Source organism: Vibrio sp. DW001 (genome assembly GCF_029016285.1).
Lineage (GTDB): Bacteria > Pseudomonadota > Gammaproteobacteria > Enterobacterales > Vibrionaceae > Vibrio.
In genome coordinates this window covers 2,008,927-2,025,720 of the sequence record NZ_CP091975.1, presented here as the reverse complement: position 1 = coordinate 2,025,720, position 16,794 = coordinate 2,008,927, and the positions used below count along the sequence as shown (strand labels likewise).

Annotated in this window: 15 protein-coding genes; 10 read left to right on the top strand and 5 right to left on the bottom strand. The window is 39.8% G+C overall.

What is annotated here, in order from left to right; all coding sequences use genetic code 11:
* Window positions 1–82 precede the first annotated feature (82 nt).
* Window positions 83–2,032 carry a methyl-accepting chemotaxis protein gene (locus L3V77_RS09300; protein ID WP_275133886.1) on the bottom strand — a complete coding sequence of 650 codons (1,950 nt, stop codon included), beginning with the start codon at window positions 2,030–2,032 and terminating at the stop codon, window positions 83–85.
* A gap of 476 nt (window positions 2,033–2,508) precedes the next feature.
* Here L3V77_RS09300 and L3V77_RS09295 point away from each other — a divergent pair, with 476 nt between their 5' ends.
* The 4 genes from L3V77_RS09295 to L3V77_RS09280 all read left to right on the top strand — a co-directional run bounded on the left by L3V77_RS09295 (window position 2,509) and on the right by L3V77_RS09280 (window position 7,398).
* Window positions 2,509–4,794 carry a multiheme c-type cytochrome gene (locus L3V77_RS09295; RefSeq protein ID WP_275133885.1) on the top strand — a complete coding sequence of 762 codons (2,286 nt, stop codon included), beginning with the start codon at window positions 2,509–2,511 and terminating at the stop codon, window positions 4,792–4,794.
* 117 nt (window positions 4,795–4,911) lie between these two features.
* Window positions 4,912–5,307 (top strand): DUF4345 domain-containing protein, encoded by a 396-nt coding sequence (locus L3V77_RS09290; RefSeq protein ID WP_275133884.1) that lies wholly within the window; start codon window positions 4,912–4,914, stop codon window positions 5,305–5,307.
* Entirely contained in the window at window positions 5,304–6,806 is a 1,503-nt protein-coding gene (locus tag L3V77_RS09285; protein ID WP_275133883.1) for an arylsulfatase, read from the top strand. The genes L3V77_RS09290 and L3V77_RS09285 overlap by 4 nt, the downstream gene beginning before the upstream one ends.
* Before the next feature lie 232 nt (window positions 6,807–7,038).
* Window positions 7,039–7,398, top strand: coding sequence for a glutaredoxin domain-containing protein (locus L3V77_RS09280; RefSeq protein WP_275133882.1), 360 nt, complete (start codon window positions 7,039–7,041; stop codon window positions 7,396–7,398).
* 86 nt (window positions 7,399–7,484) lie between these two features.
* On the opposite strand, the gene L3V77_RS09275 is transcribed toward L3V77_RS09280, so the two are convergent.
* The 3 genes from L3V77_RS09275 to L3V77_RS09265 form a co-directional block, all read right to left on the bottom strand.
* Window positions 7,485–8,216: a hypothetical protein gene (locus tag L3V77_RS09275; RefSeq protein ID WP_275133881.1), complete on the bottom strand. Its 732-nt coding sequence runs from the start codon at window positions 8,214–8,216 to the stop codon at window positions 7,485–7,487.
* Window positions 8,217–8,573: 357 nt separating this feature from the next.
* Window positions 8,574–8,783: a cold-shock protein gene (locus L3V77_RS09270; protein WP_269213777.1), complete on the bottom strand. Its 210-nt coding sequence runs from the start codon at window positions 8,781–8,783 to the stop codon at window positions 8,574–8,576.
* Window positions 8,784–9,025: 242 nt separating this feature from the next.
* Window positions 9,026–9,919, bottom strand: a complete 894-nt coding sequence (locus tag L3V77_RS09265) for a homocysteine S-methyltransferase family protein (protein ID WP_275133880.1) — start codon at window positions 9,917–9,919, stop codon at window positions 9,026–9,028.
* A gap of 351 nt (window positions 9,920–10,270) precedes the next feature.
* Here L3V77_RS09265 and L3V77_RS09260 point away from each other — a divergent pair, with 351 nt between their 5' ends.
* On the top strand, window positions 10,271–10,699 hold the full coding sequence (locus L3V77_RS09260; protein ID WP_275133879.1) for a GNAT family N-acetyltransferase: 429 nt from the start codon (window positions 10,271–10,273) through the stop codon (window positions 10,697–10,699).
* Between the two features lie 126 nt (window positions 10,700–10,825).
* Here L3V77_RS09260 and L3V77_RS09255 read toward each other — a convergent pair whose 3' ends face one another.
* Window positions 10,826–12,382, bottom strand: coding sequence for an ABC-F family ATPase (locus tag L3V77_RS09255; protein ID WP_275136738.1), 1,557 nt, complete (start codon window positions 12,380–12,382; stop codon window positions 10,826–10,828).
* 434 nt (window positions 12,383–12,816) lie between these two features.
* Here L3V77_RS09255 and L3V77_RS09250 point away from each other — a divergent pair, with 434 nt between their 5' ends.
* The 5 genes from L3V77_RS09250 to L3V77_RS09230 all read left to right on the top strand — a co-directional run bounded on the left by L3V77_RS09250 (window position 12,817) and on the right by L3V77_RS09230 (window position 16,776).
* The gene (locus L3V77_RS09250) at window positions 12,817–13,074 is read left to right on the top strand and encodes a DNA polymerase III subunit epsilon (protein ID WP_275133878.1); all 258 of its coding nucleotides are present in this window, start codon (window positions 12,817–12,819) and stop codon (window positions 13,072–13,074) included.
* 366 nt (window positions 13,075–13,440) lie between these two features.
* Window positions 13,441–14,631 (top strand): methyl-accepting chemotaxis protein, encoded by a 1,191-nt coding sequence (locus L3V77_RS09245; RefSeq protein ID WP_275133877.1) that lies wholly within the window; start codon window positions 13,441–13,443, stop codon window positions 14,629–14,631.
* Window positions 14,632–14,786: 155 nt separating this feature from the next.
* Complete coding sequence (locus L3V77_RS09240) at window positions 14,787–15,488, top strand: transporter substrate-binding domain-containing protein (protein WP_275133876.1); 702 nt, start codon at window positions 14,787–14,789, stop codon at window positions 15,486–15,488.
* Between the two features lie 221 nt (window positions 15,489–15,709).
* Entirely contained in the window at window positions 15,710–16,327 is a 618-nt protein-coding gene (locus L3V77_RS09235) for a DJ-1/PfpI family protein (RefSeq protein ID WP_275133875.1), read from the top strand.
* Complete coding sequence (locus tag L3V77_RS09230) at window positions 16,324–16,776, top strand: MarR family transcriptional regulator (protein WP_275133874.1); 453 nt, start codon at window positions 16,324–16,326, stop codon at window positions 16,774–16,776. The genes L3V77_RS09235 and L3V77_RS09230 overlap by 4 nt, the downstream gene beginning before the upstream one ends.
* Window positions 16,777–16,794: the final 18 nt, after the last annotated feature.

The window sequence follows — 16,794 nt, the reverse complement described above, 5'->3', positions numbered from 1 at the left end:
GATTATACACCGGGAGATCGATTAAAAAAGCGAAATAATATCAAGTTGAGGAGAGGGGTATAAAACCCCTCTTTTTATATGTCTATACTTTAAAGTGAGACACTAATTGATTGAGTTGCTCCGCCAACTTTGCTATTTCCGTGCTTGAACCTCGTGTCTGATTTGCAGCGACTGAGTTTTCTTCCGCAATACGCTTCACGTTTAAAACATTTTCGTTAATGTTCTCTGCAACAGAGCTTTGTTGCTCTGAGGCGCTGGCAATTTGCATATTCATATCGTTAATTACATTAATCGCATTGGTAATGGCACCAAGTGCAGAACTTGCCTTAACCGCGTTCTGAACACAGCCTTCAGCTTGTACTTTACCTTGATTCATTTGTTGCACTGTGCTTTCTGTACCCGCTTGAAGCTGTTCAATAAGCGTTTGAATCTCAGATGTTGAACCTTGAGTCCGAGCCGCAAGTGAACGAACTTCATCGGCTACTACAGCGAAACCTCGACCTTGCTCTCCGGCCCTTGCTGCTTCAATTGCGGCATTTAACGCGAGTAGGTTTGTTTGGTCCGCTATACTCTTAATAACATCTAAAATCGTACTTATATTGGTGACTTCTTGTTGTACATCATTCAACTTCGTAGAAGAGTCCATTACGCTTTGTGACAAGGAATTGATGGAATGAATCGTTTGTTCAACAACAGCAGAACCAGCTTTCGATTCGATATCCGCTTTATTTGCAGCCGCGGCTGCATTTGCTGCGTTATCAGCGACATCGTGTACTGTCGCCGCCATTTGTTGCATCGCAGTGGCCACCATATCGGTTTCTGATTCTTGTTGAATGATCCCTTCTGACGTCTGTTCGGTCACGACGGCTAACTCTTCAGAAGCCGAAGCAAGTTCGCCACTTGCCATCGATATGGTCGACATCATTTGTTTTAGGTTGTCGGCTGTATTTTGTATTGCGTCCAACAGCTGTCCTGTTTCGTCTTTACTCACCTTGCCAACGTCAATTGTCAGATCGCCGTCAGAGAGTTGATTGGCCGCGTCAACTGCAGTTTGTATAGGACGGGTTATATTTACCGTTAATAGGTAGGCGGCAACGATACCTAGCGTAATGGCTAATATTGAAAGTACAACGGTAATCTGAATACTGTTGTCTGTTGATTCTTTTAGTGCTGGCCCAAGAGTATCTTGATCTTTCATAACCGAGAGTTTTATGTCTTCGATAATAGCCGCGATAGAAGGGCCAATTATATTGAGTGAGTCTTCAATTACTAAATTGCGCTCGGTAATAATACTATCAATGTCATTCATTGCTTCTACGTATCTTGATTGAGCCGCTTTAAACTTGGTCAATAGACTTTTAAGATTACCGTTCTGGAGATTATCGTTAAGATCTTGGATTTCGTCTGAAAGGCCATTTGACATGTTCTGCATCGAAATACCAAAGTCTTCACGGCTGTTGGTTTGTAAATACTTCATCACATATAAGCGGCCAACCAACATTTTGTCTTGGACATGACCGGCATGGTACACCGCTTCATTATCACCATCTTTGTAAGCAATCGAGATGATCTCTTCGATAGTCGATCGCATTTCGTTGCCTTTAGGCACGATAACAGTGGAATAAATTATATCGTGTTTACGAATTAAATCTATTATCGCTTCAAAGGATTGTTCGTAATTGATGATGGAAGAATCCACCTCTAAAATGTGAGACGCACGCTCAGGGTTTGTGACCTCCTGACCGGCTTGACTTAAAAACACCTTCATTTTCGCAAGATAATTGTTATATTGATTTAAATCGTTGTTATCCTTAGTGATCAAGAAATTTTTTACATTCATCTGTACCATCAACATATTGGCTTGTAATTTCCCTGCTAGATTGGTCTCGCGGGCGAGTCCTCTATAGTTGGAAATACCATGATCCGCTTTTTGTAATGCAAAAATGCTTGTGGTTAATACCACAGACAATAATAACAGAACAATACCGAACCCCAATCCAATCTTTGAACCTAGCCTTAGATTCTTAAACATAACTCACCTCTATTTGTATTTATTGTACTTTCTGTGTGTGTTTTTTATACTTATATTATGCTTTCTATACGTATTGTTTATTTTTTGAATTTTCACGCATAATAGTTGCTAACATTAGCAACCACTTGTGTTCTTTGAATTGATATTTGTCATGGAGGAATCGTATATTTATCAGATAAATAATTCAGATCAATATTTAGAATATATGCACTAATATAATTAAATGCCAATTAGACTAAAGACTCTAATTTTATTAAGAATATTCGTATAAACAGTGTCAACAAAACGCCTAAATACTATATATTGACAGTGTTTTTATCCGTTATTGGTTAAATTAAATTCCATTGTTACGGATGTATTTTTGCTAAGGTAATGAAGTAATGTTTTAGATGATGTGTTGTAGTCTTTAGGATTAATACGGAAAAATTAGTGTTTGAATGATATTTGAATCAACAAGGTTTGTTATGGATAAGTCGATGACTGTTTCAAAGGTACTATCTCTATGGGTAAGAATGTCTGTAACCGTTTTTTTTCTGAATGTATTTCTCGTTAATGCAAAGATTGCAAATACAGCAGAATTTGTTGGTAGTGCGAGTTGTCTTGAATGTCATGAAATAGAATTTGAAGCTTGGAAAGGTTCAGATCATGATATGGCAATGAAACATGCTGATGAACAGAGCGTACTCGGTGATTTTGATAATAGTGTTTTTGAATTTGATGACAAAGAGAATAGATTTTTTAGAAAAGGAAAAGAGTACTGGGTCAATATTGAAGGGTCAGACAATGCCTTTCGAGACTATAAAATTAGTTACACGTTTGGTTATAAACCATTGCAGCAATATATGGTCGAGTTTGACGATGGTCGCATTCAACTCATTCCTTTTGCGTGGGATACAAGACCTGAATCAGCAGGAGGACAACGTTGGTATCATCTTTATCCGAAGATGAAGAATAACGACGAGTTCTATTGGATGAATACAGGCCAAAATTGGAACTTCATGTGCGCAGATTGTCATTCTACAAACTTGAAAAAAAACTATGACCCTTCTCTTAATACGTACAACACTAGCTGGTCGGAAATTAATGTCGGATGCGAAGCTTGCCATGGCGCTGCAAGTAAGCATATTGAGTTAGTGAAAGAAAATCCCCATGACCAAACAGTCAACGTAGGATTTGGGCGAGACTTGTCAAAATCAGTAGATAATTGGGTATTTAAAGAGGGACAGTCGACATTACAACCGCATCAGATTTCCCCCACAGACCAGATAGACGTCTGTGCACAATGTCACAGTCGTCGCATGCAGGTTTCCGAGAAAGATGAGTATTTGAAAGGTACACTTTTAGATAAATATCGAGTGAGCTTGATTACTCCAGAGCTCTACCATGATGATGGACAGATTTATGACGAAGACTATGTATACGGCTCTTTTATGCAGTCAAAAATGGCAGACAACGGGGTAAGCTGTTCCAACTGTCATGACCCTCACTCCACGAAATTGCTTTTACCAGAAGAAGTATTGTGTAACCAATGCCACCTTCCATCGAGTTACATGCCTAATAATCATACTTTCCATAGTGAAGGTAGCGAGGCATCCAAATGCACCACTTGTCACATGCCAGAGACACTGTATATGCAAGTGGATCTTAGACGGGATCATAGCTGGCAGATTCCGAGACCTGACTTGAGCAAACAATCAGGTACACCTAACGTGTGTAGTTCATGCCATGAAGATAAGGATAATGATTGGGCAGATAATATGCTCAAGCAATGGTTTCCTAACTCCGTCTATCGTAATCAACCACATTTCGCCGTAGCGTTTTATGCCGCAGATATAAATCATCGTTCTGCTGTTGAGGCGCTTTCCTATATCGCACAAGATTCAAAACAGAGCGATATTATACGTGGCTCAGCGCTTCAGCGTCTTAGCTCATCAAAAGGGCAGACGGTCATAAACGCGCTTCGCCAAGGGGTAAAAAACGAAAGTGAATTGGTTCGAATAGGAACCATTAAGGGCTCTGCTTCACTCAGTTTTAGGGAACGGTGGCGTGTTTTAGAACCACTGCTTGATGACGTTTCACTTTCTGTGCGTGCGGAAGCTGCAGGGGGATTAGTGATATATTGGCGTGAAATGAATCCTCTTGAAAAAGAGAGGGTAGCTAACCCCTTGTTAGATTATATTCAAATTCAAGAGTTAAATTCAGACAGAGGCTTTGCTCGAACGAATTTGGGAAATGTGTACCGCTCTCAACGGCGATATGATGAAGCCATTAATGCCTACTTGGGTGCAATAGATATTGAACCTTATTTCCCTAATAGTTATGTTAATCTCGCCGATTTATATCGCAGTCAAGGAAAAGAGAAATTGGCCTTTGACACGCTGCTAAATGGCATTGAGGCTCAACCTAATTCCGCTTCACTGACATACAGCGCGGGTTTGTCTTTATTGAGGCAAGGGAAGAAAGAGCAAGCGACCAAGTATTTTAAATTGGCTACAACAAGAGATAACAACACCGCTCAATACTGGTATGTATATGGGCTATCTATGGAGGCGTTTAATGTGTCTACGGCCAATAGTGCTCTGAAACGCGCATTCGATATCAGTCGTGATCCACAGCAGCTATTCGCTAGATGCAATCTATTGGTAACGAATAGAAAAACGAAGCTACTTCGCCAGGAAGCCAATAAATGTATAAATGAATTGTCTCAATATGCCACGCCAGAAGTGACGACCATGTTATTAAAAAAACTGAATGGTAAGTGAGCACGGTGAAGCAATTTAACTCGTGTTATAGAGTGATATTATAACAATAACTATTTGTATCTTAATAAATATGTCCTACGCTTTTACTTAACAAGAGTAAAGTTAAAGGATGAAAAAGTGAAGACACAAAGAGCATTCTTGCTACTAGCGTCAGCAGGGCTAACACCCATTGCGCTTTCTTATGGTTTGGACCCCGTCAGGTCGTTGTCTTTTCTGTTTGGTATTGATGCAGTTGCCGTCAATGTTAGTCATATTTTTCGTGGTGTTATGGGCCTTTATCTTGCGCTCGTACTGTTTTGGATCCTTGGTGCTTTTCGTGAAAAATATGAGTTACCAGCGCTATATAGCCTAACGGTGTTTATGTTTGGTTTAGCATCTGGACGACTTTACAGTCTGTTTGTAGATGGAATGCCTCACTGGCTACTCTTTGCCTATATGATTCTAGAATTTGGATTTGCGGTCGTGGGCTTTATCTTAATCAAAAAAAGTGAAAAAGTAAGGAAAACGGTATGAAAAGGATGTTTCAAATTTTGTCATTTTTCAATGTGCTTTTATTTTCAGCACTCGTGAATGCTGCGCAAGATAAACCCAATATATTTGTCATCTTTACGGATGATATCGGCATTTCCAATTTGAGTGCATATCACAACGGAGTCATGAGTAGTGAAACGCCGAATATAGATAGTATTGCTGAAAAAGGAATGCTGCTAACCGATTACTATGCTCAACCTTCTTGTACTGCCGGACGTTCTGCATTTTTGACAGGCCAGTTACCTGTAAGAACAGGAATGCATTCTGTAGGCCTTCCCGGTGGTCCCGTTGGTCTGAACCAAGATACGCCGACATTGCCTGAAATGTTACGAGATCTTGGTTATACAACGGGTCAGTTTGGTAAAAACCATTTAGGGGATCGAGATGAGTTCTTGCCAACCATGCATGGATTTGATGAATATTGGGGATGGCTATACCACCTAAATGCAATGGAATACACGGAAGATCCCGACTGGCCAAAAGACGAAGATTTTCAAAAGTTTGCGCCGCGTAACGTGTTACACGTTACGTCTGATGGTAAAGGTAATCAAACGATTAAAGATGACGGTAAGCTTTCTATCGAACGCATGAAAACGTTGGATGATGAAGTTAACAAACACGCCATAAACTTTATTGAAAGAGCAGTAGAAGCTAATAAACCATTTTTTACTTGGTATTGCCCATCTCGAGGACATGTTTGGAGCCATTTATCACCGAAATACGAGAAAATGCTCGGAACGAATGGCTGGGGTCTACAGGAGGTTGTTATGAAAGACCTCGATGACCATGTGGGGGAAATGTTGGCGAAAATAGAAGAGTTAGGGATCGCAGATAACACTATTATCGTATTTACGGCAGACAATGGCCCTGAAATAATGACATGGCCAGATGGTGGGATGACACCATTCCATGGTGAGAAAGGTACAACGTGGGAAGGTGGCGTACGCGCACCATTTCTTATTCAGTGGCCTAACAAAATACCTGCAGATACCGTAAATAATGGCATGTTTGACGGTATGGACTTACTGCCTACTTTAGTTCAAGCCGCTGGTGGACCCGCAGATGTAAAAGAACAGTTATTGAAAGGTTACAAAGGGCATAAAGCACATCTCGACGGCTATAATCAAATGGAGATGTTAACCAAAGATGGTGAATCGAGCCGCAAAGAAATCTTTTATTACGAAAGAGATAAACTACAGGCAGTTCGTGTTGGAGATTGGAAGGCGCATTTCGTTGTTCAAAATGAGGGTTGGGGTGGAGCAAAAGAAGAACTAAATGCGCCCTTATTATTTAACCTGAGAAGAGACCCATACGAAAGAGCAGCTGAAGAATCTGGTATGTACGTTAAATGGATGGGGCAGAAAATGTGGGCGTTTGGCCCTGCTCAAGCCGCAGTAGGTGAACATTTAGCGACATTCAAAGAATGGCCATCAGTGACCTCTGAAACACCGGCCGAGAAAGTAGGTGGAGTAGGAAATTAACAAGTGGAAATAAAAAGCTCGCGATATTTCGCGAGCTTTTCTATTGATTCATCATCCCAGTACTAACCGAACATCATCCCTCGGTTGGTTTAAAGACCAACCCTTTCAAAGTATTTTTACCGTTTGGACACAAAATTACTGGTACAACAATAAACCCACCTAACAGGTCTATTGCCGAGGACGCAACACTGTTACACTATTGTTAATTTATACCCAATCAGAAAGAGAAATTATGAAGTTTGTACGTTGGTGTTTAGGGAAAATAATTTTAACATTGAATTTTATATTTGCCCCTAAAGGCATCAAACGTAGCGATGCGTTACAACAAGAGGTCGATAACAGAGCAACTTCAATGAGTCTGTATCAATTTGAAGCCTGCCCATTCTGCGTAAAAGTTCGTCGAGCAATGAAACGTCAATCGGTTAACATTGATCTTTTAGATGCCAAAAACAATCCAACTCACAGAGAGGCGCTATTAACTAATGGTGGTGCACTTAAAGTGCCATGTTTACGTATCGACAACGTTGGGGAAATCACGTGGATGTATGAGTCATCTGATATCGTTGCTTATCTAGAAAAAGAATTTGCCTAATTCTATTTGAAATGTATGGGTTCTAATCAACGATCAACTTTTATCTGTGATCTAAAATGTGAACCCGTCATTGCTCTTCTCAAATATTAACCAACAGAATGAGAAACTTTATCTTCTGATGTCGGTGAGTAACCATCGATATGAGCGAGAAGTAGAGCACTCCAAAAACTACCGAACGCGATAGCAATATTGAGAGAGCCAAAATCCAGAACGAGACAACTTAAATAATAAAAGGCCGTAGTGACGATTGAAGCTTTGGCAATAAATATTAGATAATATTTATTGTTATGTAATGAGCGCACTTTCGTCGCGAGTTTCGGTTCTGTTAGGCTGGCACAAATCGTTATGCCTAATATAACCGCAAAGCTAACAATGATATGCATTGCTGGATTGGTGGGCATTGTGGTCGTTAATGTTTGTAGTTGCACAACGTAAAATGTATCTAATGCAAATGCTATCACTATAATCACCGCAATCAAAACGGCGATGATTTTTTTTGGAAGTGATTTAAATACGTCAAACCCAGTAATTAAAAAGGATGTTTTTTTCTGTTGATTAGGTTTGTTAAGTAGTGCCAACCAATTTGATGCGACTCCTATGGCAACACAAAACAATGCAATAGTGAGTAATCCTTTCAGAAAGAAGGCTATACCATAACTTTCAAACGAGAAGAGCGCTCCTATATAGACGGCACCAGCCACTAACGCTAGGCCAAGAATACCACCATGGATAACGACGAGTTGTCGTGAATATACAGTCAACATTTCTTTTGCAATTCGTATTAGTTTTTTGTCTATTTCGCTTACAAAAATAGTCATAGTATCCTTCGTGCTGAGTTAACGATTGGGTAAATCGACGTAATGGTTACTACGACCATGTATGACTTTAAGCCAAAGTGCAATTCTTTGTGCCACATATGCTTTATACCGACAACTCATAACACCAGAAAGCGCATTAAAGGAGGAATTAACATGTTGATTGTTGAGTTCGCGAGGAAACTGATTAATGGTGGGGACGAGAGACATTAGTTTATAGTCAATTTGTCTGGATTCTTTCGATTTTCGAAGGTATGGGAATATTGGAACTGTTCATTAAGACAAAAAAAGGGCATATCCGAAGATATGCCTTTTTTAAAATTTTATTCAAGCTCGTATAGAACTAAAACATCATCGCTATTAGATAGCTGTGATATTTTCAGCGTTCGGGCCTTTTTGACCTTGGCTGATAGTAAATTCTACTTTTTGGCCTTCAGCTAGAGTTTTGAAGCCGTCACTAGCGATAGCGCTGAAGTGAGCGAATACATCTGGGCCAGACTCTTGCTCGATGAAACCGAAACCTTTAGCTTCGTTGAACCACTTAACTGTACCTTTAACTTTAGACATAATAATATCCTGTAATCTCAAATTTAATATTGCCCTATTGGGCGTGAATAGCGTGAAATAAACTAAAAACTTAAAAACTACAGAGCGAGGTATTATGGATCTAACAACGAAATGGAGAATGTAAACAACTAGGCTTTCTTTCTTGCTGCGGCGGATATTATAGTATCTGGAATTATTGTCAAGCATTTTTTAAAAATAAATCGTATTTCATGTCGTTAATTTTAAATTAAGCTGCTTATTTCTAACTATTTTAAGGTTTTCTTCCATTCTGCCAACGTTCGAATATGAGACGGACCAATGCCACAACAACCACCAATGATAGTCGCTCCAAGGGCATGCCAGCGCTTTGCGTATACCAAATAATCGTCGGGTGAAAGGTTACGTATCGAATGTAGCGTATCATTGGCCTCGTGATCGGAATTGATTGGCAGGAAGTTATTGGCATAAACACCAATTTCAATATCCGTTCGGAGCTGTTCAATGACTTCTTTTGCATCTTTTATTGCTTGTTCCATCACTTCTGGAACTGAGCAATTGAAAAATATCCCTTTAGCGCCAGAAAGGCAGACCAGTTTCGTGGCCATTTTTACCGACTGCCCTGATCGTAATCTGGATTCATTTAATTGGTTATCGCTTAAACTAAAAGCGTAGTAGCACTCTTTGGTCGAGTTTCTCAGTGCAGAATTAATTACTCCAAATTCCTCTAAACTAGAGATGGTTTCTGCTATCCATAGGTCAACATGGGGTTCCTGAGCCTCTATAAGGGTTGTGATGATTATCTCCGCGTCTCTGGCATGGAATAAGTCAGGCCTATAGCTGCCGAGTGGCGGAGGAATAGCCCCTGCTACATATACTGAGCTATTATTCAGAGCAACGGTTTCGGCGATCATAGCGGCTTGGCGAGCAAGTCTTGCTCCGTCGGTTTGAAAACGTTCTTCACCAAGATGAAATGGCACACACGCATAGCTATTAGCGATGATTATCTCAGCACCTGAATCAATAAAATTCTGATGGGCCTTTGTTACATATTCAGGTGACTCTATCAGCGCTTGAGCACTCCAAAGTGGTTGCGAAAAAGGGGCGCCAATATCTTGAAGTTCGCGACCCATGCCACCATCGAGTATGGTAAGTTTTTTCATAATGCCCATTTAAAATAAGTAATGTGTTGTTGCATAACAGGACACGATGAAACTTGGCTCAAGATGTATTTCAGTGATTAGTTGAGCAGAGCAAATGCCTCTTGTGTTTTATGCAAACAGGTAGATGAGGTTCTTACCTCTTACTAACAGTGTATCTCTGTATGGTTAACAACCTTAAGCGCGGCGCTAGTATTATGTCAATGAGAGTGATTAAATAAGAATGAAAGTTCATCCTTGCAAGCTTAGCAATGACGTTCTTACCCATTGATGTCGGCTCCATGACGACCATATTGCGGCTAAGTTGATCTTCCAGATTGGTATTAACCGTAATGAAAAGAAAGAAGAAGAAATATGCTTGTAAAAAGTGACTTAATCGTACATTCACGCTTTTTGAAAGAATTAACTACTTTCTATCAGTTGGAATGGAATGATGTAGAACCAATTGCCTCTGAACAAGATGGTCTTCCTTTGCCGTTACCCATTTTGGCTATTGAAGAAGAGGTTTTAGTCGGCGGGTTGGCTTTCACACGTTTTTTGGAACCAAATGGAACGTCGCAGGTTATATGGATCAATGCTGTGTTGATAAAGCCTGAGTTTAGAGGTTGTGGTTTCGCATCGAGGCTGATTAATCGTGCGACGGAAGTGCTGTTTGAGTTTGAACAATCCACGCTATACGTTTACACAAATGTCCCTAAATTGTACTTTCAACTCGGATGGGAAATGGTTGCTCAAGGGACGGACGATGAACATGTCGTCATGGGTAAACATGTTGCACCATAAAACATGGTAATGTTCGTGTAGAAAATGAAGCAAAAGAGCAGCCAAATCGGCTGCTCTCAATATTGATTGTCACGGAATAAACAACAACAGGATCTCGTAGTTTACGCTACTAGGTATTGTTGTTAATTAGTTTGACATATATTCATTAAACGTTCCGTGGAAGTTTATGAGTTGCTTGTCTTTAATATCAACGATGTGTGTCGCAAGTGACGAGACAAATTCTCTATCATGGCTAACAAATATCAATGTACCTTCAAACAGCTTAAGGGCATTGTTAAGGGCTTCAATCGCTTCCATATCCATGTGGTTGGTTGGTTCGTCCATAATAAGAACGTTGATGTCCATCATCATTAATTTACCAAACAATAAGCGGTTTTTTTCACCACCGGAGCAATTACACGCTTTCTTGTTGATATCATCTTCAGTAAATAAAAGGCGTCCTAACATGCCTCGAATCATCAAGTCGTTGTGTTTTGATGTTCTCCATTGAGACATCCATTCAAATAACGTAAACCCATTGTCAAATTCATTGGTGCTGTCTTGCGGGCAATAGCCGATCGCTGCATTTTCGGACCACTTAACTACGCCTTCATTATGCGATAACTCGTTGACTAAGCAACGAAGTAGGGTCGTTTTACCTACACCATTTTCACCGATAACAGCAAGTTTTGCGCCTGCTTCAAGGATCAAATTGCCACCATGAAAGAGTATTTCATCGTCAAAACCATGGCTAAGGTCTTCAAGTATTAATGCTTGGCGGTGCATTTTTTTGCTTTCGTCAAAGCGTAATGAAGGCGTCATTCGACTTGATGATTTCACTTCATCTAAAGAAATTTTATCGAGTTTTTTGGCGCGTGAACTCGCTTGTTTAGCTTTAGACGCGTTGGCTCCAAATCGGTTAACAAAGTCTTGGAGTTCAGCTATTTCAGCCGTTTTCTTTGCGTTGCCCGCGAGCAATTGCTCTTGAATTAGACCAGATGCATCAAGGAAATACTCGTAATTACCTGGGTATATTCTGAGTTCGCCATAATCAATATCCGCCATATGAGTACAGACAGTGTTCAAGAAGTGTCTGTCATGGGAGATGATGATCATGGTGCACTTACGTTTGTTTAGCTCACCAGCTAACCAATTAATGGTATGGATATCCAAGTTGTTGGTAGGCTCATCAAGCAATAATATGTCTGGATTAGAAAAAAGAGATTGTGCGAGTAAAACGCGGAGCTTCCAACCTGGCGCAAGTTGGCTCATTAATCCAAAGTGATATTCTTCTTCTATTCCAGCTTCAAGCAATATTTCACCAGCGCGACTTTCCGCACTGTAGCCATCCATCTCTGCAAATTCGCTTTCAAGATCGGCAACCTTCATTCCGTCTTCTTCGCTCATTTCAGGCAGAGAATAGATACGTTCACGTTCTTGTTTGATTTTCCATAGCTTTGCATCACCTTGAATTACGGCGTCGACAACGCTGTATTTTTCAAAAGCGTATTGGTCCTGACTCAGGGTTCCGACTTTTTGACCAGGGGTAATGGACACATTGCCAGATGTTGGTGCTAGTTCCCCACTCAGGATCTTCATAAAGGTTGACTTACCACATCCGTTTGCTCCGATTAACCCGTAACGGTTGCCGTTGCCAAATTTAGCAGAGATGTTTTCAAACAATGGCGCAGGGCCAAATTGCATGGTGATATTTGCGGTAGAAATCAATGGAATATCCTGGATATGTTATGTATCAAAACCTAAGCGAAAAATTGTTACCACGGTATAGGCTAAGTGTTGCGTAGGTAAAACAGGCGCGGATTATACAGACTTAATTGGTCAAATGTCGAGCTACTTTTGTATCCTGACTAAAACCCATATTCTGGCACCACAATGCGACAGTAAAAACAGCTCAATATTGAAACGCATTAAACAATATCCAGCCAAGTTTGTTTATTCTGAAGGCGTTTCGACAAGGTAATCACGACATTCTTTAAAGTATGGAACTAAAGAGTTGCATGAGATCCAATGCGCCAGTTAACGTTATTGTGCTAAGATTCCCTATCAGCGATTTGAGCGTGTATGACCTCTCATTTTTTGGCTGAACGTAATAAACACAACTAATGAGAATATCAGAAATGAGCAAGTTAAACGCTGAACAGCGGAAAGCACGAGACAACGAACGTTTTTCACAACGAGTGAGTGAACGCAGGGATAAAGGTGAAGATGTTGTCTTGTATGCTCTTACCAACAAAAAAGCAGTGAAGTTTCTGACCAAATCAGAAAAAAATGATCTAAAAGAGAGAAAGAGAGTTCGTCAGGAAGAAATAGAACTTAAAGAACAACAGGAATTAGAAAGAATTGAACAAGCGTTTATCGGTAACGATAACAAGTAATAACGTATAACCAGTTTTTAATCGAATGGTTAGCCTAAATACCGTCAGTTATACTTTTGTCGCTCTTGTCGTGCCAGTTCACGAAGGAGCGACAAAAACGACCATTCGCTTGTGGTCAAAGTAATAAAGAAGATCCAAACCCTCCGCCTTTACATCTCGCTAATCTTCTCTTTTGTATTCCAATTATTGTCGATTCATTACCCAATGCTGTTACCTGTAACCCTGACCTAAGTTAAAACCAAAACGCATAGTGATTCTTATCACGCGGATGTCTCATTCATGAAATAACGGTTCTTATGTATGCTTTGGCAAAATAATCCATTTAATGGGAGTATGGTTATATATAGGACAATGGTCAGTAACCCAATGAATAAAAGAAGTTTGTCGATTAAAAATCAAATCTTAATATTAACTTTAATACCTTTGTGTTCACTAATAATCTCGAATCTGTTGTATACAGACTGGATAGAAAACCGTATCAGCACAGAATTTATTCGTTATTACCGAGCCGCTATTTTCATCCTGCTTTCAGGTTCTGTTTTGTTTTACTGTTATAAAAGCTATCGAAATATATACAGTTCAATTGAATACGTTCAAAAACAATTGAGCACTATCTGGATAGGTACCCCTGTAGATCGTAGTGACATTGAACTTAGCAAAGAACTGGGTGAGATGTCAGACAAAATTGATTTAGTTGGTATCGAGTACCGATCAGTTCTTTCAAAAAGTCGATCTATTATTCAGTCCTACAATATTACGATCAAACAACTACGAGATCTTAGCGTACGTTGTACTAACGAATTTCAGTCACAGCAGCAGCAGTTAGAACAATTGGTCTCCGCAATGACTCAAATGTCCGCAACGGTTACGGAGATTGCATCAAACGCAGGTTTTGCCGCTAACCATACTCAAGAGGTGAGTCATAAAGCCAATGTAACCAGTGTTACTATGAAGAAAATGGAGGCGGGCACCAGAAGTGATGCAGAACATATTCAATCATCAAATCACTTTATTGAACAACTTCATAATGGTGTATTACAGATAAATGAGATGACAAATATAATCGATAGTATTTCTGAACAAACTAATCTTTTAGCACTAAATGCAGCAATTGAAGCCGCTCGCGCCGGAGAACAGGGTAGAGGTTTTTCAGTTGTAGCAGACGAAGTAAGAAATTTGGCGGGCCGCACTCAAGATGCGACTAAACGTATACAAACAACAATCAAAACGCTGAATTACAATGCAAAAAGCTCTCAGGATGCGATGCAAGTCGTAGGTCAAAACGTAGATAATGCTGTTGCAGCAATTAATGCACAAATGCTTGCGATGGGGCATATATCAGATGATATTCATCAAGCCAATGATATGGTTACTCAAATTGCAACTGCTGCAGAAGAGCAAAGCCTTGTTACCGAAGAGATAAATTCAAATGTAGAGAACATTAGTCGATCGATGTCGGGGATTAATGACTCAATGGAGACGTTAAATTGTCAAAGTGAAACTCTGTCAAACGAATCCGAGCATTTTCTCGAAGAACTTGATAGGCGTGATGTTTAACTGTACCCCTCAGAATTATTACGCAACGAAATAATACTAATATAGATGGTATTATCTACTGATAGTAGTAAATACCTACCAATTATTGGGCAACATGTAGCGTAGATTTATATGCTAGACTTTAATAACTGGCCTATAAAAATTAGTAATATGGTATGTATAAACATACAAGACTTTATTTTCTATGTTTTGTCTTTTTTTTTGGTACACCTGTATGTGCCCAAGAAAAACTGATTTTTTCTGCAATGACTAATATAGGCGCGGTTGTTCCTGTATCACTAGTTTTACATCAGGCTTATCGGCAAGTCAAAATTGACATAGAAATCAAAGAGATTCCTGGAAAAAGAAGTCTGTTTTATGCAAATTCTGGGGAAACTGATGGTGAAGTTTATAGAGTTGAAGGTATAGAATCAAAATACCCTAACCTTATTCGTATTGATGTACCGATACGAACTGAAAAAATGTACTTGTTCGTAAAAAAAGGGAATGAGTTTTCGGTTAAAAATTGGGAAGATTTTCCTGAGAATCATACACTCGGCTATATTAGAGGGACTTATTTTATAGAGAATGCAGTATCTATTTATCGTATCAAAATTCAACCGTCCTCAAGCTATGAAAACCTTATCAGGCAACTCGACGCTAATAGAAATAGTGTGATCATCATGGGTATAAAAGGAGAGCGTTTGATTGAACGTTTACAGTTGAAAGATATAGTCAGGTTGGATCCACCCTTTCACACATTAGAGTTATACCACTACCTTCACAAGCGACACGCTCATCTAGTTTCTAAGATTACTTATGTTTTACAGCAAATGAAGAATAGTGGTGAGATCGAAAAGATTAATCACGACAATTAAGACTAGGCCACCTTTCTATTACAAATGTCCTTATACAAAGTATTCGTCATATCATTATTTCTATCATCAGAAGTTAAAAAAGAGCGCTTAAGCTCGATAGTACTTGATACAAATTGACTGTAGCATTATTCGCTTCATATTTTGTCCAACTAATTATGAAAGTATATTGACAGCATGCTTACATAATGACAGCATGCTTTCCTTATGTAAGGAGATCAAAAATGAAAACGGTACATTTATGTGTGTATGACACAATGGCGGATTGGGAGTTTGGATATGTTATTGCTCATATCAACAGTCCTGACTTCCAAAAGAATCCTAATGCATACGAAGTTAAAACGGTCGGAATGACGTTAGAACCAATTAGAACAAAAGGTGGGGTTCAGATTCTTCCTGATATGTCTTTGGATCAACTATCCCCGGAAGATAGCCAACTTTTGATTCTCGCCGGTTCTGACAACGCTGTAACTGGAGGGATAGACGACTTTGTAACCTGTGCAGATAGTTTCTTAAAACACGCAACGCCTGTTGCCGCTATCTGTGGGGCAACGGCAGCACTAGCAGGTGCAGGCTTATTAAATGAGTTACGCCATACAAGCAACGCAAAAGCGTTTTTAGACGGTGAGCACTATAGTGGTAGTGAAAACTATTCGGAAGTACCGGCTATAACAGATGGCAATTTAATTACAGCGAGTGGCCTTGCCCCTGTAGAGTTTGCCGTTGAGATCTTTCGTAAACTAGATTTGTACTCGGAAACCACTCTCGATTCATGGCTCATGCTTTTTCAGCATCAAGATCCCATGGGTTTTTATAATCTAATGGAGGAGCATTCTAAATGACCGACCCGAAAAAAGAACTGAGTTCGCTCGCGTTAACTATATTTGCATTGAATGGAAAATTCCTCACAGTTGCGGAGCAATTAGCCGCGCCTGCAGGCATAACTGCTACACGCTGGCAAGTGCTAGGAGCCGTGCTTGATGGGCCACGGACTCAGGCTGATATCGCTCGTAAAATGGGAATTACAAGGCAGAGTGTGCAACGAACAAGTACCAAGTTGATAGATGACGGGTATCTTGAATCGATATCGAATCCGTCTCATCGAAAAGCCATGTTACTTAAGCCCACCGAGAAAGGTTTAGAGTCTATTGCAAAAATAAGCCCACATCATGGGACGTTTGCTTTACGACTTGCTGATGAAATCGGTTTGGAATCGATGGCTCAGTTATCCGATTTGCTCAGTGAGTTAAATCTCGCCTTAGACAACCTAATTCCAAACAACAAACCATGATATTGAAGCCGATAAAAG

What these genes read in the sequence shown, in the direction of transcription:
- L3V77_RS09300 (WP_275133886.1), bottom strand. Translation starts at nt 2,032, where the DNA reads ATGTTTAAGAATCTAAGGCTAGGTTCAAAGATTGGATTGGGGTTCGGT.
- L3V77_RS09295 (WP_275133885.1), top strand. Translation starts at nt 2,509, where the DNA reads ATGACTGTTTCAAAGGTACTATCTCTATGGGTAAGAATGTCTGTAACC.
- L3V77_RS09285 (WP_275133883.1), top strand. Translation starts at nt 5,304, where the DNA reads ATGAAAAGGATGTTTCAAATTTTGTCATTTTTCAATGTGCTTTTATTT.
- L3V77_RS09280 (WP_275133882.1), top strand. Translation starts at nt 7,039, where the DNA reads ATGAAGTTTGTACGTTGGTGTTTAGGGAAAATAATTTTAACATTGAAT.
- L3V77_RS09275 (WP_275133881.1), bottom strand. Translation starts at nt 8,216, where the DNA reads ATGACTATTTTTGTAAGCGAAATAGACAAAAAACTAATACGAATTGCA.
- L3V77_RS09265 (WP_275133880.1), bottom strand. Translation starts at nt 9,919, where the DNA reads ATGAAAAAACTTACCATACTCGATGGTGGCATGGGTCGCGAACTTCAA.
- L3V77_RS09260 (WP_275133879.1), top strand. Translation starts at nt 10,271, where the DNA reads ATGCTTGTAAAAAGTGACTTAATCGTACATTCACGCTTTTTGAAAGAA.
- L3V77_RS09255 (WP_275136738.1), bottom strand. Translation starts at nt 12,382, where the DNA reads ATGCAATTTGGCCCTGCGCCATTGTTTGAAAACATCTCTGCTAAATTT.
- L3V77_RS09250 (WP_275133878.1), top strand. Translation starts at nt 12,817, where the DNA reads ATGAGCAAGTTAAACGCTGAACAGCGGAAAGCACGAGACAACGAACGT.
- L3V77_RS09245 (WP_275133877.1), top strand. Translation starts at nt 13,441, where the DNA reads ATGAATAAAAGAAGTTTGTCGATTAAAAATCAAATCTTAATATTAACT.
- L3V77_RS09240 (WP_275133876.1), top strand. Translation starts at nt 14,787, where the DNA reads ATGTATAAACATACAAGACTTTATTTTCTATGTTTTGTCTTTTTTTTT.
- L3V77_RS09235 (WP_275133875.1), top strand. Translation starts at nt 15,710, where the DNA reads ATGAAAACGGTACATTTATGTGTGTATGACACAATGGCGGATTGGGAG.
- L3V77_RS09230 (WP_275133874.1), top strand. Translation starts at nt 16,324, where the DNA reads ATGACCGACCCGAAAAAAGAACTGAGTTCGCTCGCGTTAACTATATTT.